The 19,353-nt window shown below is 63.7% G+C and carries 19 protein-coding genes and 2 pseudogenes; 11 read left to right on the plus strand and 10 right to left on the minus strand.

Annotated features, from left to right (window positions below; translation table 11 throughout):
- Positions 1-113, minus strand: a pseudogene (locus EN745_RS36930) (DUF721 domain-containing protein); the annotation flags it as partial.
- 33 nt (positions 114-146) lie between these two features.
- On the opposite strand from EN745_RS36930, the gene mutY reads away from it, so the two are divergent.
- Positions 147-1,274, plus strand: coding sequence for an A/G-specific adenine glycosylase (gene mutY / locus EN745_RS11600; RefSeq protein WP_126055897.1), 1,128 nt, complete (start codon positions 147-149; stop codon positions 1,272-1,274).
- Between the two features lie 25 nt (positions 1,275-1,299).
- Positions 1,300-1,911, plus strand: a complete 612-nt coding sequence (locus EN745_RS11605) for an HAD family phosphatase (RefSeq protein WP_126055898.1) — start codon at positions 1,300-1,302, stop codon at positions 1,909-1,911.
- 58 nt (positions 1,912-1,969) lie between these two features.
- Here the strand turns inward: EN745_RS11605 and EN745_RS11610 are convergent, their stop codons facing one another.
- Positions 1,970-3,103 carry a site-specific DNA-methyltransferase gene (locus EN745_RS11610; RefSeq protein ID WP_127406204.1) on the minus strand — a complete coding sequence of 378 codons (1,134 nt, stop codon included), beginning with the start codon at positions 3,101-3,103 and terminating at the stop codon, positions 1,970-1,972.
- Between the two features lie 186 nt (positions 3,104-3,289).
- Here EN745_RS11610 and EN745_RS11615 point away from each other — a divergent pair, with 186 nt between their 5' ends.
- A complete protein-coding gene (locus tag EN745_RS11615) occupies positions 3,290-3,979 on the plus strand; it encodes an HAD family phosphatase (protein ID WP_127406203.1) in 690 nt (229 codons plus the stop codon).
- A 148-nt stretch (positions 3,980-4,127) separates the two neighbouring features.
- Here the strand turns inward: EN745_RS11615 and EN745_RS11620 are convergent, their stop codons facing one another.
- Positions 4,128-4,589: a cupin domain-containing protein gene (locus EN745_RS11620; RefSeq protein WP_127421290.1), complete on the minus strand. Its 462-nt coding sequence runs from the start codon at positions 4,587-4,589 to the stop codon at positions 4,128-4,130.
- A gap of 104 nt (positions 4,590-4,693) precedes the next feature.
- On the opposite strand from EN745_RS11620, the gene EN745_RS11625 reads away from it, so the two are divergent.
- Positions 4,694-6,256 (plus strand): winged helix-turn-helix domain-containing protein, encoded by a 1,563-nt coding sequence (locus EN745_RS11625; protein WP_127421291.1) that lies wholly within the window; start codon positions 4,694-4,696, stop codon positions 6,254-6,256.
- Between the two features lie 132 nt (positions 6,257-6,388).
- Here EN745_RS11625 and EN745_RS11630 read toward each other — a convergent pair whose 3' ends face one another.
- Positions 6,389-7,111, minus strand: coding sequence for a hypothetical protein (locus EN745_RS11630; RefSeq protein ID WP_127421292.1), 723 nt, complete (start codon positions 7,109-7,111; stop codon positions 6,389-6,391).
- 128 nt (positions 7,112-7,239) lie between these two features.
- Between EN745_RS11630 and thrC the strand changes: the two genes are divergently transcribed.
- The 4 genes from thrC to EN745_RS11650 are packed head-to-tail and all read left to right on the plus strand — an operon-like array spanning position 7,240 to position 13,448.
- A complete protein-coding gene (gene thrC / locus EN745_RS11635; protein ID WP_127421293.1) occupies positions 7,240-8,637 on the plus strand; it encodes a threonine synthase in 1,398 nt (465 codons plus the stop codon).
- A gap of 14 nt (positions 8,638-8,651) precedes the next feature.
- Entirely contained in the window at positions 8,652-9,944 is a 1,293-nt protein-coding gene (locus EN745_RS11640; RefSeq protein WP_126055905.1) for a pitrilysin family protein, read from the plus strand.
- Positions 9,945-9,959: 15 nt separating this feature from the next.
- Positions 9,960-10,556: a GNAT family protein gene (locus EN745_RS11645; RefSeq protein ID WP_126055906.1), complete on the plus strand. Its 597-nt coding sequence runs from the start codon at positions 9,960-9,962 to the stop codon at positions 10,554-10,556.
- A gap of 51 nt (positions 10,557-10,607) precedes the next feature.
- Entirely contained in the window at positions 10,608-13,448 is a 2,841-nt protein-coding gene (locus tag EN745_RS11650) for an EAL domain-containing protein (protein ID WP_127421296.1), read from the plus strand.
- On the opposite strand, the gene EN745_RS11655 is transcribed toward EN745_RS11650, so the two are convergent.
- Positions 13,449-14,057, minus strand: coding sequence for a YqgE/AlgH family protein (locus tag EN745_RS11655; RefSeq protein ID WP_126055907.1), 609 nt, complete (start codon positions 14,055-14,057; stop codon positions 13,449-13,451).
- Between the two features lie 182 nt (positions 14,058-14,239).
- Between EN745_RS11655 and EN745_RS11660 the strand changes: the two genes are divergently transcribed.
- From EN745_RS11660 to EN745_RS11670, 3 genes are all read left to right on the plus strand, one after another.
- A complete protein-coding gene (locus tag EN745_RS11660; protein WP_126055908.1) occupies positions 14,240-15,046 on the plus strand; it encodes a protein-disulfide reductase DsbD domain-containing protein in 807 nt (268 codons plus the stop codon).
- Positions 15,047-15,179: 133 nt separating this feature from the next.
- Positions 15,180-15,659 (plus strand): peroxiredoxin, encoded by a 480-nt coding sequence (locus EN745_RS11665; protein WP_126055909.1) that lies wholly within the window; start codon positions 15,180-15,182, stop codon positions 15,657-15,659.
- An 87-nt stretch (positions 15,660-15,746) separates the two neighbouring features.
- The gene (locus EN745_RS11670) at positions 15,747-16,223 is read left to right on the plus strand and encodes a DUF2938 domain-containing protein (RefSeq protein ID WP_126055910.1); all 477 of its coding nucleotides are present in this window, start codon (positions 15,747-15,749) and stop codon (positions 16,221-16,223) included.
- A 26-nt stretch (positions 16,224-16,249) separates the two neighbouring features.
- Here the strand turns inward: EN745_RS11670 and EN745_RS11675 are convergent, their stop codons facing one another.
- From EN745_RS11675 to EN745_RS11695, 5 genes and pseudogenes are all read right to left on the minus strand, one after another.
- Complete coding sequence (locus EN745_RS11675) at positions 16,250-16,918, minus strand: hypothetical protein (RefSeq protein ID WP_127421294.1); 669 nt, start codon at positions 16,916-16,918, stop codon at positions 16,250-16,252.
- A 90-nt stretch (positions 16,919-17,008) separates the two neighbouring features.
- Positions 17,009-17,602, minus strand: a complete 594-nt coding sequence (locus EN745_RS11680) for a histidine phosphatase family protein (protein ID WP_127421295.1) — start codon at positions 17,600-17,602, stop codon at positions 17,009-17,011.
- A gap of 42 nt (positions 17,603-17,644) precedes the next feature.
- Positions 17,645-18,175, minus strand: coding sequence for a ribonuclease HI (gene rnhA / locus EN745_RS11685; protein WP_126055913.1), 531 nt, complete (start codon positions 18,173-18,175; stop codon positions 17,645-17,647).
- Positions 18,172-19,134 (minus strand): homoserine kinase, encoded by a 963-nt coding sequence (locus EN745_RS11690; RefSeq protein WP_127407571.1) that lies wholly within the window; start codon positions 19,132-19,134, stop codon positions 18,172-18,174. Before EN745_RS11690 ends, rnhA begins: the two co-directional genes overlap by 4 nt.
- 7 nt (positions 19,135-19,141) lie before the next feature.
- Positions 19,142-19,353, minus strand: a pseudogene (locus EN745_RS11695) (4-hydroxy-3-methylbut-2-enyl diphosphate reductase); the annotation flags it as partial.

Genomic DNA, 19,353 nt, shown 5'->3' on the forward strand with positions numbered 1-19,353 from the left:
GACTGCACCAGCCCGATCGAGATGCCTGCGCGCTTCTTCAACACCGGATCGAGGATCTCGGTTGCGAGATCGCTCACCGGGACGGGATTGCCGTAGGGCTTTTTCCCTGCCATGTGCGTTCTCCAATCCCCGAGCTCATCCGATCAATGGCACCGCACGACCAGACCCGCAAGGCCGCATCCGGCGAAAGCAGCGAAGCCCTTTCAGGCGGTGTCGCCTCCCGCCTGCTCGCCTGGTACGACGCGCATCACCGCGACCTGCCGTGGCGCGTCGCGCCCGGGGCGCTGGCCGGCGGCGCAAGGCCAGACCCATACCGCGTATGGCTCTCGGAAGTCATGTTGCAGCAGACGACTGTCGAAGCGGTCAAAGCCTATTTTCGCGCATTCCTCGAAAAATGGCCTGACGTCGGGACGCTGGCGGCGGCGCCCGTCGAGGATGTCATGAAGGCCTGGGCCGGGCTCGGCTATTATTCCCGGGCGCGCAACCTCAAGGCCTGCGCCGATCTGGTCGCCGGGCGCGGCGGCCGCTTTCCGGACACGGAGGCCGGGCTGCGTGAGCTGCCGGGGATCGGCGCCTATACGGCGGCGGCGATCGCAGCCATCGCCTTCGACCGGCCGGCGGCCGTCGTCGACGGCAATGTCGAGCGCGTCGTGTCCAGGCTCAATTCAATCGCGACGCCGCTCAGCGAGGCCAAGCCCGAGATCCGCGCGCTGGTCGAGCAGATGGTTCCGGCAAGGCGGCCCGGCGATTTCGCCCAGGCGATGATGGATCTCGGCGCCACGCTCTGCACGCCACGGCGGCCGCGCTGCATGCTGTGCCCGCTGCGCGAGGATTGCAGCGCCATCCTCTCAGGCGATCCCGAGCGTTTCCCGGTCCGCCTGCCCAAGGACGACAAGCCGCTCAGGCGCGGCGCGGCGTTCGTGGCCGAGCGCAATGATGGCGCCATCCTCCTGCGCAAGCGCCCGGAAAAGGGCCTGCTCGGCGGCATGACAGAGGTACCGACGACGTCGTGGAGCGCAAGGGTGGACGGCGCGACCACGGAAGCCGCGGCGCCCTTGCCTGCCGACTGGCGGCACGCCGGACGGATCGCCCATGTCTTCACCCATTTCGCGCTCGAACTCGAAGTCTTTCATGCCCACATCAAAGGCGATGCGCCGGATGGGCATTTCTGGTCGCTGGCCCATGAAATTTCCGGGGAAGCGCTGCCCACCGTCATGAAAAGGGTAATCGAAGCGGCGATACCGGGCGCGACCAGAAGACAGCGCCCGCAGTGATGGGCGGAACTAGCGAAGGACCCGCATGACCGAAATCCGCCACATCGTGTTCGACATCGGCAAGGTGCTGATCCACTACGATCCGGATATCCCGTTCAGCCGCCTTATTCCGGATGCCGGGGAGCGGAAATGGTTCTTCGACAATGTCTGCACGCATGACTGGAACCTCGAGCAGGACCGCGGGCGGAGTTGGGATGAGGCCGAGGCGCTGCTGATCGCCGAGTACCCGAGCCATGCGGAGAATATACGCAATTTCCGCCGGCATTGGCACGAGATGGTGCCGCATGCCTATGACGACAGCGTCGCCATCATGATCGGCCTGATCGAGACCGGCCACGATGTGACGATGCTGACCAACTTTGCCTCGGACACGCTTGCCGAAGCCCGCCAGCGTTTCGACTTCCTCAACCGTCCGCGCGGCGTGACCGTTTCGGCCGACATCCGCCAGATCAAGCCGGATCGCGCCATCTACGATCATCATGTCGCCGCGTTCGGCCTCGAACCGTCCGCGACGTTGTTCATCGACGACAGCCAGAAGAATGTCGACGGCGCCAAGGCGGCCGGCTGGCAGTCTGTGCTGTTCACCGACGCCGAAACGCTCAAGACAGACCTCGAGCGTTACGGGATCAAGGCCTGATTTGAATTGTTTCGGACGATGACGTTCCGATTAAACTTTAATGGCGAGCGTGCGGGGGTCAGGCCCCTGCCCGCTCCATGCCGAGACGCGCGATGCGGCGCAGCTCGTCGATCGGGGTGAGGCCACCGCTGCGCTCATAGTGCCAGAAGGTCCAGCCGTTGCAGGCGTCGAGCCCCTGCACCTCGGCGCCGATCTTGTGGATCGAGCCGGCGCTGTCGCCGATCGCCACCGTGCCGTCGGCGCGCACCTTGGCTGCCCAGCGCTTCTTGGCGTCGTAGAGCGTGGCGCCCGGCGCCATCAGGCCGGTGTCGATCAGGCTGATGAAAGCGACGCGCGGCTCGGCGCGCTTGCCGGACAATACGGTCAGGTCGGCGCCTTCCAGCGGCCGCACCGCGTCGATGCGCTCATTGGCGGCGTCGATATAGGCCTGCTCGCGCTCGATGCCGACGAATCGCCGGCCGAGGCGCTTTGCCACCGCGCCGGTGGTGCCGGATCCAAAGAAGGGATCGAGCACGATGTCGCCCGGCTTGGTCGAGGCCATCATGATGCGGGCGAGCAGCGCTTCCGGCTTCTGCGTCGGATGCAACTTGTCGCCATTGTCGTTCTTCAGCCGCTCCTGGCCGGTGCAGATCGGGAACAGCCAGTCGGAGCGCATCTGGACATCGTCGTTCGAGGCCTTCAGCGCCTCGTAGTTGAAGGTGTAGCCCTTGGCCTTTTGGTCGCGCGAGGCCCAGATCATCGTCTCATGCGCGTTCTGGAAGCGGCGGCCGCGGAAGTTCGGCATCGGATTGGTCTTGCGCCAGACGACGTCGTTGAGAATCCAGAAGCCGAGATCCTGCATCTTGGCGCCGACCCTGAAGATGTTGTGGTAGGAGCCTATGACCCAGATAGTGCCGTTGGGCTTCAACACGCGCCGCGCCGCCAGCAGCCAGGCGCGAGTGAAGGCGTCATAGGCTTCAAAGCTCTCGAACTGGTCCCAGTCGTCGTCGACGGCGTCGACCTTGGACTGGTCGGGCCGGTGCAGGTCGCCGTCGAGCTGCAGGTTGTAGGGCGGATCGGCGAAGATGACGTCGATGGACTTTTCCGGCAGCCGGTCGAGGGCCGCGACGCAGTCGCCCTTGAGGATGGTGTCCAGCCATTCGGATTGCTGGGGAGCGTGGGAAAGCTCGTCGAGAAGACGCACGGCTGACATTTTTACACCCAAGGCACGCGTTACTGTTTACTGTCCGTTATGGTTACCGATCAGCGTAAATATTCGGTGAAGGGCGCGACCGCCCGGCGGTCAAAAGCTTCGTGAATTTGCGAAGCCCGGCCGCTTGGTGTATGCCGCGCCGCCTGAGCCGCATCAGGCCACCTTTTTCCCACGTTCCGGATCGCCATGCCCCAGCCAGACCTTGTCATCTTCGATTGCGACGGCGTGCTCGTCGATTCTGAAATCATCGCCGCGCGCATCGAGGCCGAGCTGCTGACCTCGGCCGGTTACGAGATATCGCCGGAGGAACTGGCCGAGACCTATGCCGGGCTGACCTTCAAGGACATCATGATGCGGGTGGAGGAGAAGTCCGCCATCCCCTTCCAGGCTTCGCTGATCGACCGCGCCGAGACGCTGGTCGACCGCAAGCTGCGCAGCGACGTGCGCATCATCGACGGCGCGCTCGAGGCGGTGGCGTCCGTCACCGTGCCGCGCGCGGTCTGCTCCAACTCTCGCACGGAGCGGGTCGAGTTCATGCTGGAGAAGGTAGGGCTGCTGCCGTTCTTCACCGGCCGCATCTTCTCGGGGCTCGACATACCCAGCAAGAAGACCAAGCCCGCCCCGGACGTGTTTCTCTATGCTGCCGAAAAGCTCAACGCGAAGCCGGAAAACACATTCGTGATCGAGGATTCCGTGCATGGCGTCACCGCCGCCAGGACGGCCGGCATGCGCGTCATCGGCTTCACCGGCGCCGGCCACAGCTATCCGGGCCATGCCGACGCGCTGACCGAAGCCGGCGCGGAAACGGTCATACGCCGCTGGGCCGAGCTGAAAAGCGTGATCGCCGCCCTGTCGGAATGGTCGGCGGACGCCTGAAGCGGCTCAGCTTGTCACAGAAATCGCTGATCCTCTCTAAGTATTTGTTTTTACACAATTCCACACAGCAAACCGCTACGTCCGCTTCCGAAGGTCTTACTGTAGGCCTGGCCTTTCGCTTACCAAGTTTTGGGCCGGAGACGAGGTCCTACGCGCGTGTTGTCAACGTCGACAGTTGATCGGTGTCGTAACGGTTTCGCAGATCGGCGAGCGCTTTTGGATCCGGCGCACCCTGCGCCGCGAGTTTGGCGAGCTCTTCGAAGTAATGCTCGTGGCCAGGCGGAGAAACTGTCATCAACACGCGTGCCGGTTTCTCGCTGACATTCGTGATGTTGTGCGGCACTCCCGGCGGGATGAACACATGGGTACCGGGCGTTGCGCGGATCATCTTGTCGCCGACATGCCACTCACACTCGCCTTCGAGCAGGTAGAAGGTCTCCTCCTGCACCCGGTGAACATGCCGCCCGGTGGCGAACTCCGGTGGAATCGTCCAGTGGAACATGCTCATGTGCTTGCTATTCTCGCCGGTGACGAGGAATGACATAGGATGGCCACGCAGCATGACGCCTTTCCTCTCATCGGGCATGCGGATGACGGCATTGGCGCTCATATGATCCTCCTGTGGTTGGGCGCTACCTCTGGCATTTGCGCAACATCGGCCGCCCATGCCCGAAAGTCGTGAATCCCTTCGCAAAAATTTGCTAAAAGACTCGAATGACAGTCAGGGGCGACCTCTACCAGTTCGGCCCGTTCCGCCTCGATCCGGAGGTGGGCATTCTCTTTTACGGCGCTGAGCCGACCATGCTTGGGCAACGCGCGACTGCGCTGCTGTGCCTGCTGATCCAAAACGCCGGCGTACCCGTGTCCAAGGACGCGCTGATTGAGACCGGTTGGGGCGGATTGGCGGTTGCCGACAACAATCTGACGGTTCAGATCGCAGCCCTGCGCCGAGTGCTGGCCGACGCCGCGAATGCCGAGAGCTGGATCGAAACACTGCCGCGCCGCGGCTATCGCTATGTCGGGCCGGCTGTCGCCACGAATATTCGCGATACCTCGGTCGCCACCCGCGCCGAGTCAGCCCCGATCTTGCCCGAGAAGCCCTCCGTCGCGGTCCTGCCGTTCTCGAATTTGAGCGGCGATCCGCAGCAGGAGTACTTTGCCGATGGGATGGTCGACGACATCATCACAGGCTTGGCGCGCATCAAGTGGTTGTTCGTCATCGAACGAAACTCGACCTTCACCTACAAAGGTCGCGCCGTGGACGTGAAGCAGGTCGGCCGCGAGCTTGGCGTTCGCTATGTCCTCGAAGGCAGTGTGCGCAAGGCCGGCAGTAGCGTGCGTGTTACCGGGCAGATGATCGATGCATCGACCGGTGCGCATGTATGGGCCGAACGCTACGACCGCAGCTCCGAAGACATCTTTGCGCTTCAAGACGAGATCGCGCTGTCAGCAGTGGGCGCGATTGCGCCGAGCGTGCGGAAAGCCGAAATCGAACGTGTCAGACGGAAGCGCCCTGACAGTCTCGACGCCTACGATCTCGTGCTGCAAGCGCAGCCTGACGTCGATTCAGGTATGCCGGAGCAAGTGACCAGAGCGCTGGTGCTTCTCGAGCGCGCCATCGCGCTCGAACCAGCGTATGCGCTGGCGCATGGCAATGCCGCGATGTGCCACCATTGCTTGTTCCTTCGCGCCGGCCTGCAGGAGATCAACCGTACCTCTTCCATCCGCCACGCCCGGTCGGCCATCGTCCATGGACAAGACGATGCACTCGCCTTGACGTGGGCCGGCTTTTCCATCGGAATGGATGCACACGATCGCGCCGCTGCATTCACGACGTTGGAAGCAGCCCTCGTCATCAGCCCGTCATCGGCGCTGACCTATATTCTTGGCAGTGTCATTCTGGGATGGAGCGGCGAAGCGGAGCGCGCGATAGAATGGAGCGCGCAGGGCATGCGGCTAAGCCCTTTCGATTCGTGGGCCTGGGCCGCATTTGACGCCCAGGCAATGAGCCATTTGCTGCGAGGCCGTTACGAAGAAGCCTGCCGCGCGGCTTACAAGTCCGTTCAAGCCAATCCAGCGCATAGTATCACATATGTGCAATTGGCCGCCGCGCTGGCCAAGCTTGGCCGATTGGACGAAGCGAGGGCGGCCGCCGCGCGCGTGCTCGAGCTCCAGCCGGCCTTTCGCTACAGCCGCCAGTTTGCAGGCGTGAATTGCGCGCCCGCGCTCGCAAAGGCTCTTGGCAGCGCGCTACGGGACGCCGGATTGCCGGAGTAGCCCGACCAGCGACACGCCGTTGTCCTTTGAATTGGTTGTAACCGGAGCGCGACGACAACTTGCCGCCAACTCTCCAGCCTTCGTCCAGCTTGCGTCAATCAGGCTGCAGCCGCGCGCCAATGCATCCGCGCATCAGTTTGTCGCCGGGGCGGACTTTTTCTTCCGCTTGCCCTTGTCGGCGGCGGCTTTCGGCGCGTTTTCGTCATAGCCGGCGAAGGCCTGGTAGTCCTTTGCGGTCGGCTCGGGCACGATGACGTTCGGGTCGGTGAAGACGAACTGCGTCGCGGCCGAGGGATCAGTGATCTGGACCTGATACTGGTGGATCTGCGAATAGAGCACATCCGTGCCGTGCATCACCGCAACGCGGATCGGCATCGTGATCGTGCCCGGTGCGAACATCGGCCCCGGCACGACCCTGCCGGCCACCGCGATCTTCATCGACAGCTGGCCGTTGCCACGGCTGCAATCGCGGGTCACGTCGGTAATCGAGGCCTGGTAAATGATCTTGGCGGGATCGCGATCCGGATCGACGAGGGTGCCGTCGGGCGCGGCCTGGGCGGCAGCGGCTGCCTCGGCCGCCTGCGCGGCATCCTTCTTCTTGGGCTTGGCGCCGCCCTTGGCATAGATGTTGAAGTAGGCGGTGCCATCGCGCAGCGTCACTTTCGGGCAATAGGCCTGCAACTGGCTGGAAAGCACCTTGGGGTCCTGCGGTGGCGGTGGCGCCTGGGTGTCCTTCTTGCCAAGACCAAAGCTCAATATGCCATTGTCGCTCGATTGGCAGCCGGCGGCGGCAAGCATAAAGCCGGCAAGCGCCAGACCCGCGACAAAACGACGGTTGACCGAATGAAACGCCATGAACTGCACTTCCCTCTCGCAAAGCTGGTGACGTATATCAACGGCGCGGCAAAAATGCGACTGAGCCGGCTCGGAAAATTAACCAATTTGCGGTGGATGAACCCGCCGGCTGCAATGGACTGGTGACGATGCAATATGTGAGTACCCGCGGGGAGGCGCCCGCGCTTGGATTTTCCGACGCGGTGCTTGCCGGGCTGGCGCGCGACGGCGGGCTCTACGTGCCGCGCGAATGGCCGCACTTCTCGGCGGCGGATATCCGCGCCCTGCGCGGCCTCGCCTACCCCGACCTTGCCATCCGAGTGCTGACGCCGTTTCTCGACGGCGAGATCGCGGCGCCGGTCTTCGAGAGGCTGGTGCGCGAAGCCTACTCGACCTTCCGCCACGAAGCCGTCTGCCCGCTGGTGCAGACCGGGGCCAGCACTTTCGTGCTCGAGCTCTTCCACGGCCCGACGCTCGCCTTCAAGGACGTGGCCATGCAGCTGCTGGCCCGGCTGATGGACCATGTGCTGGCCGAGCGGGGACAGCGCGCCACCATCGTCGGCGCCACCTCAGGCGATACCGGGGGCGCGGCAATAGATGCCTTCGCCGGACGCGACCGCACCGACATCTTCATCCTGTTCCCGCACGGCAAGGTCTCGCCGGTGCAGCAGCGGCAGATGACGACCTCGAGCGCGGCCAATGTCCATGCACTGTCGATCGAAGGCAATTTCGACGATTGCCAGGGCCTGGTGAAGGACATGTTCAACGACCACGGTTTTCGCGACCGGGTCTCGCTGTCGGGCGTCAATTCGATCAACTGGGCCCGCATAATGGCCCAGATCGTCTATTATTTCTCCTCCGCGCTGTCGCTCGGCGCGCCGGACCGTCCGGTCTCCTTCACCGTGCCGACCGGCAATTTCGGCGACATCTTCGCCGGCTATGCCGCCAAGCGCATGGGGCTGCCGATCGAGCGGCTGGTCATCGCCACCAATGACAACGACATATTGGCGCGCACGCTGGCGAGCGGCGAATACCGCACCAAGGGCGTGTTCGCCACGACTTCGCCGTCAATGGACATCCAGGTGTCGTCGAATTTCGAGCGCCTGCTGTTCGAGGCGGCCGCCCGCAATGCGGAGACGGTGCGGCGCTACATGAACGGGCTGAAGCAGTCAGGCGCCTTCACGATCGAGGCGGGCGAAATCGCGAAGATACGTTCCGAATTCGATGCCGGCCGCGCCGGCGTCGACGAGGTCGCCGCCACCATCCGCTCGACGCTCGCGGCAAGCAACTATCTGCTCGATCCGCACACGGCGGCGGCCTTCCATGTTGCCTCAGGCAAGGTCGATAGCGATGTGCCCATGGTGGTGCTGGGCACCGCGCATCCGGCCAAGTTCCCGGCCGCCGTCGAGGCTGCCAGCGGCATCACGCCTGCCCTGCCCGCATGGCTGGGCGGCTTGATGACAGCCGACGAAAAATACACGGTACTTCCATCCGACCTGAAAATGGTGGAAGATTACGTCGGACGCCACACGCGGGCGGCGCGTTAAGGAGTACTAGCCATATGGGTGTTGAGGTAAGCCGTCTGTCGAACGGCCTGACAGTCGCAACCGAAACCCTTCCAAGCCTCGAATCCGTTGCCCTTGGTGCCTGGGTCAAGTCAGGCGCCCGCAATGAGCGTGACGAAGAGCACGGAATGGCCCATCTGCTTGAGCATATGGCCTTCAAGGGCACGAAAAGGCGCACCGCCTTCGAGATCGCCTCGGAAATCGAGAATGTCGGCGGCGAGATCAACGCCGCCACCAGCGTCGAGACCACATCCTATTACGCCAGGGTGCTCTCCGACGACGTGCCGCTGGCGGTCGATATCCTGGCGGACATCCTGCAGGAGTCCGAATTCGACCCTGAAGAGCTCGAGCGCGAGCAGCATGTGATCCTGCAAGAGATCGGCGCCGCGCACGACACGCCCGACGATATCGTCTTCGACCGCTTCACCGAGACCGCCTTCCGCCACCAGACGATCGGCCGCTCCATCCTCGGCACGCCGGAGACCGTCAAATCCTTCACCTCCAAGCAGTTGCACAATTTCATCCAACGCCAATACGCCGCCGAGCGAATGGTGATTGTGGCGGCGGGCGACATCAAGCACGACAATTTCGTGCGCGAGGTGGAAAGGCAGCTGGGCGGCTTCCGCGCCAAGGCGGAAAGCAACATTCCGCAATATGCGCAATATGTCGGCGGCGACTTCCGCGAGGACCGCGACCTGATGGACGCGCAGATCGTGCTCGGCTTCGAGGGCCGCGCCTATCATGTGCGTGACTTCTACGCCTCGCAGGTGCTGTCGATGATCCTCGGCGGCGGCATGTCGTCCAGGTTGTTCCAGGAGGTTCGCGAAAAACGCGGCCTGTGCTATTCGGTCTACGCGTTCCACTGGGGCTTTTCGGATACCGGCATATTCGGCGTCCATGCCGCGACCGGGCAGAGCGACATCGCCAAGCTGGTGCCGGTCATCATCGACGAATTGCAGAAGGCCGGTGAGAACATCATGCAGGAAGAGCTCGACCGCGCCCGTGCGCAATACCGCGCCGGCTTGATCATGTCGGCCGAAAGCCCGGCCAGCCGCGCCTCGCAGATCGCCAGGCAGCTGCTGCTGTTCGGCCGGCCGATCGCCAAGGAAGAGCTGATGGAACGGCTGGCGGCGCTCACCGTCGAGCGTCTGACCGATCTCTCGTCGCGGCTGTTTTCGACCAAGCCGACGCTCACTGCCGTCGGACCCGTGGGGACGCTGGCGCCCTATGAGGCGATCCTCGATTCGCTTGCGGGTCCGCAGACGACGGCCCGCAAGCTCGCCGTCTAGACCTGCTCAAGCGCCATGTTCGCGCTCCCTTTCTTTCGCCGCGACCTGCCGGCACTGAAGGGTGACAAGGTCACGCTGCGCGTGCCGCTGACCAATGACTACCGCGAATGGTCGGCGCTGCGCGGTGAAAGCCGCGCCTTCCTGGAGCCTTGGGAACCGCGCTGGACGCCGGACGAGTTGGACCGCACAGCATGGCGGCTGCGCATAAGCCGCTACCGCGAGGACTACGCACAAGGCACGGCGATCGCCTTCTTCATCTTCGAGAAGTCGAGCGGCAAGCTCGCCGGCGGCATCACGCTCGGCAACATCCGCCACGGCGTCGCGCAGAGCGGCCATATCGGCTACTGGATCGGCGAGCGCTATGGCGGCCGCGGCCTGATGACCGAAGCGGTCAAGCTGGTGTCGCGCTTCGCCTTCGATACGTTGAGGTTGCACCGGATCGAAGCGGCCTGTATTCCCGATAATGCCCGCTCGATCCGCGTGCTTGAAAAAGCCGGATTCCGGCGCGAAGGACTTCTGCGATCCTACCTCAGGATCAACGGTATCTGGCAGGATCATTACCTCTACGCCCGGATCGCGGACGATCCGCCGGGCGCTGGAACGAAGGGCTGATTGTTGACGATTTTTTCGCGATTCGCGTCGCTGCTCGCCCTTGTCCTGGCGATGGTCGTTGCGCTCTGCGCAGCCTCGCCGGCGTTCGCCGTTGAACCGATCAAGATCGCCCGCGACGACGTGGCGCTCGACCTCTCGCGTGCCTTCGATCTGTACCCGAATCAAGGCGAGAATTTCCAGGTCTCGACAGCCCCCGGCCCCGACGGCATCGTAAGGCGCATCGAGGTGGAAGCGAAGGATTCGCGCTCGAGTGGCGACTGGGCCGTGTTCGCGCTCGCCAACACCACCGACCAACAGCTCGACCGGCTGATCGTGGCGCCGCATTTCCGCCTGGTGAATTCCGGCATCTTCTGGCCCGATCTCGGCGCGACACGTATCGCCGCGATCACGCCCAGCGAAGGCTTCGCGCTCGACCGCCAGACCAGCCCCGATGCCGACGTGTTCCGGGTGACGCTGAACCCCGGCACTGTGGTCACCTTTGTCGCCGAGCTTGCCTCTCCGAAACTGCCGCAGGTCTATCTGTGGGATCCGGAATCCTACAAGGACTCGGTCAATTCCTATACGCTGTTCCGCGGCATCGTCATCGGCATTGCCGGCCTTTTGGCGTTGTTCCTGACCATCCTGTTCGTCGTCAAGGGGACCTCGATGTTCCCGGCCACGGCAGCGCTTGCCTGGGCGGTGCTTGCCTATATCTGCGTCGATTTCGGCTTCCTCAACAAGATCATCGAGATATCGCCCGGCAATGAACAGATGTGGCGCGCCGGAACGGAGGTGGCGCTGGCGGCGACCTTCGTTGTGTTCCTGTTCGCCTATCTCAACCTCAACCGCTGGCATGGCCATTTCAGCTACGGCGCGCTGGTCTGGATCCTCGGTCTGCTGCTGATCGCCGGCGTCGCCATCATCGATCCTGCGGTGGCGGCCGGCATTGCCCGCATCTCGTTTGCAGCCACGGCGCTGACCGGCCTCGGACTGATCATCTTCCTTGGCATTCGTGGTTACGATCGCGCGATCATGCTGGTGCCGAGTTGGGTCATGGTCTTGCTGTGGCTATGCGGGTCGTGGATGGCGATCACCGGAATGCTCGACAACGATATCGCCCAGCCGGCGCTGGGCGGCGGCCTGATCCTGATCATCCTTCTGATCGGCTTCACCGTCATGCAGCACGCCTTTGCCGGCGGTGGCGCCCATCAGGGCCTGTTCTCCGATCTCGAACGGCAGGCGCTCGCCGTCGCCGGATCGGGCGACATCGTGTGGGACTGGGACGTGCTGCGCGACCGGGTCGTCACCAGGCCGGATGTCAGCCTGCAGCTTGGCCTTGCCCCCAACAGTCTTGGCGGCGCGGCCCGCAACTGGCTGCCGGTGCTGCATGCCGACGACCGCGACACCTTCCGCACCACGCTCGACGTGGTGCTGGAGCACCGTCGCGGCCGCGTTGCACAGAATTTCCGCCTGCGCGGCGCCGACGGGCACTATCACTGGTTCTCGCTGCGCGCCCGCCCGGTGATTGGCTCGGACGGCGAGGTGATCCGCTGCGTCGGCACCATGGTCGACGTCACCGAGCAAAAGAAATCCGAGGAAAGGCTGCTGCACGACGCCGTGCACGACAATTTGACCGGCCTGCCCAACCGCGAATTGTTCATGAACCGGCTGGAGGCGATCATCTCGATCGCCCGCACCGAGGACAAGGTGCGCCCGACCGTCTTCGTCATCGACATCGACCGCTTCAAACAGGTCAATGACGGCCTCGGCATCTCCGCCGGGGACACCATCCTGCTCACCATCGCACGCCGCCTGCATCGGCTCTTGAAGCCCAAGGATTCGCTGTCGCGCTTTGCCGGCGACCAGTTCGCGCTGATGCTCCTGTCGGAACAGGATCCGGCCCGTATCGCCGCTGTGGCGGACGCCATCAAGCACGCCATCAACAACCCGATCACATTCGCCAAGCGCGAGATCGTGCTTACCGCCTCGATCGGGCTGATCACCTGGACGACGGCGCAGACCTCGTCCGAGGACATGGTCAAGGACGCCGAGCTTGCCATGCACCAGGCCAAGCGCTTTGGCGGCGACAGGATCGAGCCGTTCCGGCCGGCCTTCCGCACCGTCGGCACCGACCGGCTGCAGTTCGAATCCGACCTGCGCCGCGCCATCGAGCGCCGTGAATTCACCCTTGCCTACCAGCCGATCGTGCGGCTGGAGGATGGCAGCGTCGCCGGCTTCGAGGCGCTGCTCAGGTGGGACCATCCGCGTCGCGGCATGATCCCGCCGGGCGATTTCATTCCGGTGGCCGAAAGCTGCGGGCTGATCGTGCAGCTCGGCCTGTTCGCCATGCAGCAGGCGGCAGAGGACCTGGCGACCTGGCAGAAGCAGATCGGCGACGCGCCGCTGTCGGTTTCGGTCAACCTCTCCAGCCGCCAGTTGATCCGCCGCGACCTGGTCAGCGACGTGCGCTCGGTCATCGCGCGCGCCAATCTGAAGCCGCGCTGCTTCCGCCTCGAACTCACCGAGTCGCTGGTGATGGACAATCCGGAGCAGACCGCGCATGTGCTGACAAAGCTGAAGCAGCTCGGGATCGGGCTGTCGCTCGACGATTTCGGCACCGGCTATTCGTCGCTGTCCTATCTGACGCGTTTCCCTTTCGACACGATCAAGATAGACAAGAGCTTCGTCGACGACGCGACGCCGAAGCGCGCGGTGCTGCTCAAATCCATGGTCAACATGGCGCATGAGCTTGGCCTGTCGGTCGTGGCGGAAGGCATCTCGGACGAGAGCGATGCGCTGGAGCTGCGCCAGATGGGCTGCGAATATGTGCAGAGCTTCATGTTCGGCGCGCCGATGCCCGGCGACCAGGTGCTGAAGACGCTGAAGGAACAGTACCCGCTTACGCAGGCCTGATCACGCGTGGCCGGCCGCCAGGCTGAGATGGGCGAGATCGATGCCGATCGAAGCGAGGATGCGGTCGTATTTGCGCTCGATATCGGTGTCGAACAAGAGCTCCGGCGTCGCCGGACAGGTCAGCCAGCCATTCTCGGCGATCTCGCTTTCCAGCTGCCCGGCGCCCCAGCCGGAATAGCCGAGCGCCATCAGCGCATGCCGGGGCCCTCTGCCGGACGAGATGGCGCGCAAGATGTCGACGGTGGCGGTCAGGCAGATGTCGTCGGAGACGCTGAGCGAGGATTCCACCCGGTAATCGCCGGAGTGCAGGACGAAGCCGCGGCTGCGGTCCACCGGCCCGCCGTTGCGCACGACGAAGTCGCGCGCATGCGCCGGCAAGCGGATCGCCTCCTGCTCGTTCATGATGCCGAGTTGCACCAGAAGGTCCGGAAACAGCATCTGCTGCGTCTGGTTGATGATCAGGCCCATCGCGCCCTCGTCGCTGTGGGCGCAGATGTAGATGACTGAGCGCGTGAAGCGGTCGTCCTTCATGCCGGGCATGGCAATCAGGAACTGATCGTCGAGAAAACCGCGTCCGGCGGTCGTCTTCTTGTGGCGCAACAAGTCCATGGAAGGGAGGGTAACCCGTTTCCGGGGCGCCGAAAAGATGCGCGACGCGCGATTTGAGGGTTGGCTGCCGCCGTAGAATTCGCCGCTCACTTGCGGGCGGCGTGCACGATCTCACGCAAATATGATACCGAAAGGCTCATGACATCATTGCGCAGCCACGAACTGACGATCAAATCACTGCCATGCGAAGCCTGAAGATCCTGCTGCTCTGCTCCGCCGTTGGACTGGGAATGAGCGTTCCCGCATCGGCCTCCTCGTCGATCTGGTACAACAGCGAAGGCGGCAAGGTGCGGCTTGTGACCAGCGGCAAGCCCGACGAGGCCGGGCGTGTCCAGGGCGTGCTCGAAATCGCACTGAAGCCTGGCTGGAAGACCTATTGGCGCGATCCAGGCGACGCCGGCGTGCCGCCGCAGATCGACATTTCGCCCAGCACCAACATTACGAGCGCCGCAATCTCGTTTCCGCCGCCGCAACGCCACGACGACGGCTACGGCAAATGGGCTGGCTACGATCATCCGGTTTCACTGCCGGTGACCTTCATGCTGTCGGCCGCCGACCAGCCGGCCGTCATTGTGGCCGATGTCTTCCTCGGCATCTGCGAGACGATCTGCATTCCCGTGCAGACGCGGCTGAGCCTCGACCCGGCTTCCGATGCGGACAATGTGAAGGACACTGCGCAGGTGCAAGGGGCATTCGCGGCGCTGCCGGCGCCATCAAGGCCCGATTTTGGCGTCAACGTGCTGCCCGGCGACCACGAGACGCTGGTCGTCGAGGCGAGCTTCCCCGGCGACCCGCAAGCGGCCGACTTCTTCGTCGCCGGCGAGCGGGACTATATGTTCGGCGCCCCGATGCGCAGCGAAAAGGACGGCAAACTGGTGTTCACGGTGCCGATCCTCGACCGGCCATCGACCACGCCGACCGACGGCGGGCTCCATTACACGCTGACCAGCGCCGAGGGCGCTGTCGAGGGTCTGCTGCCGTTTCCGTGACACTCCAATTGGTGCGCAGTTCGAGACATCCTTTGCTCCAGGCGCGCCAGCGGTTGCGGACGGCATCCGAGTTCGCTATCGCAAGGGAAACATCCTGCCACACTTCCCACCCCATCATCGAACGAGGTATTCAATGATCTCCGTTGGCGACAGACTGCCCGATGCGACCTTCAAGACGATGACCGCCGACGGTGCCAAGCCGATCACGACGGCTGACCTCTTCGCGGGCAAGAAGGTCGTGCTGTTCGGCGTTCCCGGCGCCTTCACGCCGACCTGCAGCAACAACCACCTGCCCGGCTATCTGGAAAACCATGACGCCATCCTGGCGCGCGGCGTCGACACGATCGCCGTGGTCTCCGTCAACGACGTGCATGTCATGGGTGCCTGGGCGCGCTTCAGCGGCGGTGAGGACAAGATCCTCTATCTGGCCGACGGCAGCGGCGACTTCGCCAAGTCGGTCGGTCTCGACAATGACCTTTCCGCAAACGGCATGGGGCTGCGCTCGAAGCGTTTTTCGATGATCGTCGAGGACGGCAAGGTCACCGCTCTCAACGTCGAGACCAAGCCCGGCGTCGACACGTCGGGTGCCGCGCACATCCTGGAACAGCTCTAGCACTGGACCGGGCCGACCCGGACCAGACATTGCCAAGGATCGCGCCCGGCCGCGCTTGATGTTTCTTGCCTTCGGGGGACCTGACCGATGTTCGATGTAATCTGGCGCAGTGTGGCGATCGGCATCGGCGCGACGTTGCTGATGGATATCTGGGCTGTTTTCCTCAACAAGGCCTTTGCCCAGCCGCGGCCGAACTGGGGGCCGGTCGGCCGCTGGGTCTGGCACCTCAGGAGCAAGGTCTTCCACGACGATATCGGCGAAGCCGCGCCTTACGCGCATGAAGTGGCGCTGGGCTGGGCCTTCCACTATTTTGTAGGCATCGTCTACGGCATCATCCTGGTCGTGCTCGCGGGAACGGCGTGGCTCGCCCAGCCGACCTTCCTGCCAGCCTTCATCCTCGGCATCGTCACCGTCGGCGCCGGCTGGTTCCTGCTCGCGCCCGGTATGGGCGCCGGCTGGGCCGCCTCGAAGCGGCCAAATCCGATGCAGATCCGCGCCCTCAACCTCGTCTCTCACACGATGTTCGCGCTGGGACTCTACGGCACCGCCCTCATGATCCGTTGAGGAGCACAGCTATCATCCCCGACTGATTACAATTCACCGATGGTGCGCGGCTTCATCGAGGCAACGGTGTCGATGATTTCCTTGCGCAGCGCTTCCTTCTGCGCCTCGAATTGCTCCCGCGTGATGCCTTGACCGCCGGTGGCGGTGACACCGAATTCCTCCAGCGCGAATTCGTAACGCGTTTTCCATCTGATCACATGCTCGGTCATCAGCTGGGTGAGCGCCGGCTGCGCCCGGATGCGCCGGCAGGCCGCACAATTGCGTGGTCCGCGCATCCACCGCCAGCATGATGACATTCCGTCGTCGAAACCGATGAGATCCATCTGGGCATAGAGGAACGCGCCATGCTCGCCGTCCCAGATCGATTGATCGATGACCAGGAAGGGGGCGGCACGGCAATAGCCATGGCGTGCCGCCATATCGCGGTTGAAGGTCTCGGAGCGCTTCTGAAGCCGGTATTTGGCCGTGGCGAAGAGGGCGATGTAGTCGTCGGCCGTGCGCATTATGTTGCGCTGATCGTCCGGCGCGAAGCCGAGCTCGCGCAGCATGGAGCCGATTTTCGGATCGTCCCAGAGTTCCTTGGAGAATACGCACGTCACGCCGTCGGCATCGGGCGTCGGACGCATCCTTTTCTTGAGCTCGGCAAAGCTGTGCTGCTGCTTGCCGAAAATCCTGCGCCCGAACATCGCCACCATGCCTTGTGCCAGGTCGATCGCGGCAGCATATGGCGCCGGGCGTAAAAGTGATTTTAACCAGAAGCCTAGACTTGCTCGCTTCCGGCCAAATCAACCATCCAGTCGCGGTGCCGGCCTGTCGATCGGCCGCCATGCGTGGACGACGCGTCGCATGCTGATTTCGTAGGCGAAATAGTTGCCACCACCCGCTGGCTGGTCCGCCTCGCGGCTGATTTCCCGCCCGGTCAGGGAAAGCAGCAGGAGCGTTCCCACGCCCCCGTGGCCCACGAAAGCAATATCGCCGGGGCCGTCGACGCCGAGCACCGCGTCGACTTCGCTCACGATACGGCGCTGGGCATCGATGGCCCTTTCCCATCCGCGAATGCTGCTGTGTGGATTGGCGAAGAATTGGTCGGCGACCGCCTCGAATTCCGGCGGCGGCAGGAAACCCGTTGCCGACCGATCGTTCTCGTGCATCCGTTCCCTCACCTCGACCGTGAGGTTCAGATGCCTTGCGAGGATCTCGGCGGTTTCGATCGCCTTGCGTTCAGCCGACGACACGACACGCCGGATCGACCCGATCCAGGGCTGGTCGAGCATTGTGGACGCTCTGGCTCGCCCGATGTCGGATAGCCCCCACTCCGGCACCGGAACGTTGGCATCGACCTGAACCTGGGGATGCGTGATGTAGTATGCGGTCGCCACGATAGAGGGTCTTCCTGCCGGGGAGCGGAGCCGCTTGCGGAATCAATAGCTCTGCGTCGAGCGCCGCGGCTTTGCCGCTGTCGGCTGCGTAGCTTGTGCCGCCGGCTGCGGTGCCACGGCAGGCCTGACGGGGCCTTTCTTGAACGGCGCCATGCCTTCGCGAGCGAGCTCGTCGGCGCGCTCGTTCTCGGCATGGCCGGCATGGCCCCTGACCCAGTTCCAGGTGACCTGGTGACGCCGGTTGGCTTCGTCCAGCGCCTGCCAGAGCTCGCCGTTTTTGACCGGCTTCTTGTCGGCGGTCCTCCAGCCGTTCTTCTTCCAGCCATGGATCCACTTGGAAATGCCGTCCATGACGTATTTGCTGTCGGTGTGAAGTTCGACCGCGCAAGGCTCCTTCAGCGCGTTCAGCGCCGAGATGGCAGCGAGCAATTCCATACGGTTGTTGGTGGTCTCGGCCTCGCCGCCCGACAGTTCCTTGGTCTTGCCATTGAATCGCAGGATGGCGCCCCAGCCGCCGGGGCCCGGATTGCCCGAGCAGGCGCCATCCGTGAAGATTTCAACATGCTTGGTCATAGCAATCCGTATTCAGAGGGAGATTTGATCGCCCGATGGAACCGCATCCGGCGGATATATTCGGTCGGGTCGCGCTTCATGACCAATCCGCCGTTGGGAATGGTCAGCCAGTCATAAAGCCGGGTCAGCATGAAGCGCAACGCCGAGCCGCGCGCCAGCATCGGCAGCGCCGCCTTCTCGTCGCCGCTCAAAGGCCGCACACTCTGGTAGCCGGCGAGCAGCGCCGTACCCTTGGTCAGGTTGAAGGAAAAGTCCTTCTCGAAGCACCAGGCGTTGAGGCAGGTGGCGACGTCATAGGCGTAGAGATCGTCGCAGGCGAAATAGAAATCGATCAGGCCGGACAGTTTCTCGCCGAGGAAGAAGACATTGTCGGGGAAAAGGTCAGCATGGATGATGCCTTCCGGCAGGTCCTTCGGCCAGTTGCGCTCGAAATCGGCGAAATCGGCATCGACCTCGGCTGCCAAGCCGGGCTCGACCTCGTCGGCCCGGTCGCGCGAGGCGTCCCACAATTTGCGCCAGCCGTCGATGGCGAGGGCATTCGGCCGCCGCAAGGCAAAATCCCGGCCGGCGAGATGAAGTTCGGCCAGCGCCTTGCCGACTTCGCCGCAATGCGCCGCCGTCGGCCGCCGCAGCGACAGGCCTTCGAGGAAGGTGATGATGACGGCGGGCCGGCCGGCGAGCTGGCCGATGACGGTGCCGTCGTGCGCGGTGACCGGCAGCGGGCAGGAAATGCCCTTTCGCGCCAGATGACCCATCAGGCCGAGGAAGAACGGCAGGTCAGCCTTGTCAACGCGCTTCTCATAGAGCGTCAGGATGTAGGAGCCGCTGGTGGCGTGCAGCAGGAAGTTGGAATTCTCGGTACCTTCGGCGATGCCCTTGTAGGACAAGAGTTCGCCGACCGGATAGGCCTTCAGGAACGCGCCAAGCTCGCCCTCGCTGACATCGGTATAGACGGCCATGGGCGCTTCACGCGGCTCCGTTGACGAAGGCCATGTCGGCCGCCGTCAGTTCGACATCGCGCAAAACCCGCATCACCGGAAAGTCCTCCGTTTCGGTCGCCGTCACCGCCAGCTCGATCGTCACGTCGAAGCGCTGCCGGAAGGCATCGATGATCTCATCGACAATGATCTCCGGCGCCGAGGCGCCCGCCGACAGGCCGAGCGTCGAGATATTGGCGA

Origin of the sequence: Mesorhizobium sp. M4A.F.Ca.ET.022.05.2.1 (genome assembly GCF_003998845.1) — a bacterium.
Classification (GTDB): Bacteria; Pseudomonadota; Alphaproteobacteria; order Rhizobiales; family Rhizobiaceae; genus Mesorhizobium.

Excerpts from the sequence above, each read along its gene's own strand:
- mutY (WP_126055897.1), top strand. The coding sequence starts at position 147 with ATGGCACCGCACGACCAGACCCGCAAGGCCGCATCCGGCGAAAGCAGC.
- EN745_RS11605 (WP_126055898.1), top strand. The coding sequence starts at position 1,300 with ATGACCGAAATCCGCCACATCGTGTTCGACATCGGCAAGGTGCTGATC.
- EN745_RS11610 (WP_127406204.1), bottom strand. The coding sequence starts at position 3,103 with ATGTCAGCCGTGCGTCTTCTCGACGAGCTTTCCCACGCTCCCCAGCAA.
- EN745_RS11615 (WP_127406203.1), top strand. The coding sequence starts at position 3,290 with ATGCCCCAGCCAGACCTTGTCATCTTCGATTGCGACGGCGTGCTCGTC.
- EN745_RS11620 (WP_127421290.1), bottom strand. The coding sequence starts at position 4,589 with ATGAGCGCCAATGCCGTCATCCGCATGCCCGATGAGAGGAAAGGCGTC.
- EN745_RS11625 (WP_127421291.1), top strand. The coding sequence starts at position 4,694 with ATGACAGTCAGGGGCGACCTCTACCAGTTCGGCCCGTTCCGCCTCGAT.
- EN745_RS11630 (WP_127421292.1), bottom strand. The coding sequence starts at position 7,111 with ATGGCGTTTCATTCGGTCAACCGTCGTTTTGTCGCGGGTCTGGCGCTT.
- thrC (WP_127421293.1), top strand. The coding sequence starts at position 7,240 with ATGCAATATGTGAGTACCCGCGGGGAGGCGCCCGCGCTTGGATTTTCC.
- EN745_RS11640 (WP_126055905.1), top strand. The coding sequence starts at position 8,652 with ATGGGTGTTGAGGTAAGCCGTCTGTCGAACGGCCTGACAGTCGCAACC.
- EN745_RS11645 (WP_126055906.1), top strand. The coding sequence starts at position 9,960 with ATGTTCGCGCTCCCTTTCTTTCGCCGCGACCTGCCGGCACTGAAGGGT.
- EN745_RS11650 (WP_127421296.1), top strand. The coding sequence starts at position 10,608 with ATGGTCGTTGCGCTCTGCGCAGCCTCGCCGGCGTTCGCCGTTGAACCG.
- EN745_RS11655 (WP_126055907.1), bottom strand. The coding sequence starts at position 14,057 with ATGGACTTGTTGCGCCACAAGAAGACGACCGCCGGACGCGGTTTTCTC.
- EN745_RS11660 (WP_126055908.1), top strand. The coding sequence starts at position 14,240 with ATGCGAAGCCTGAAGATCCTGCTGCTCTGCTCCGCCGTTGGACTGGGA.
- EN745_RS11665 (WP_126055909.1), top strand. The coding sequence starts at position 15,180 with ATGATCTCCGTTGGCGACAGACTGCCCGATGCGACCTTCAAGACGATG.
- EN745_RS11670 (WP_126055910.1), top strand. The coding sequence starts at position 15,747 with ATGTTCGATGTAATCTGGCGCAGTGTGGCGATCGGCATCGGCGCGACG.
- EN745_RS11675 (WP_127421294.1), bottom strand. The coding sequence starts at position 16,918 with ATGGTGGCGATGTTCGGGCGCAGGATTTTCGGCAAGCAGCAGCACAGC.
- rnhA (WP_126055913.1), bottom strand. The coding sequence starts at position 18,175 with ATGACCAAGCATGTTGAAATCTTCACGGATGGCGCCTGCTCGGGCAAT.
- EN745_RS11690 (WP_127407571.1), bottom strand. The coding sequence starts at position 19,134 with ATGGCCGTCTATACCGATGTCAGCGAGGGCGAGCTTGGCGCGTTCCTG.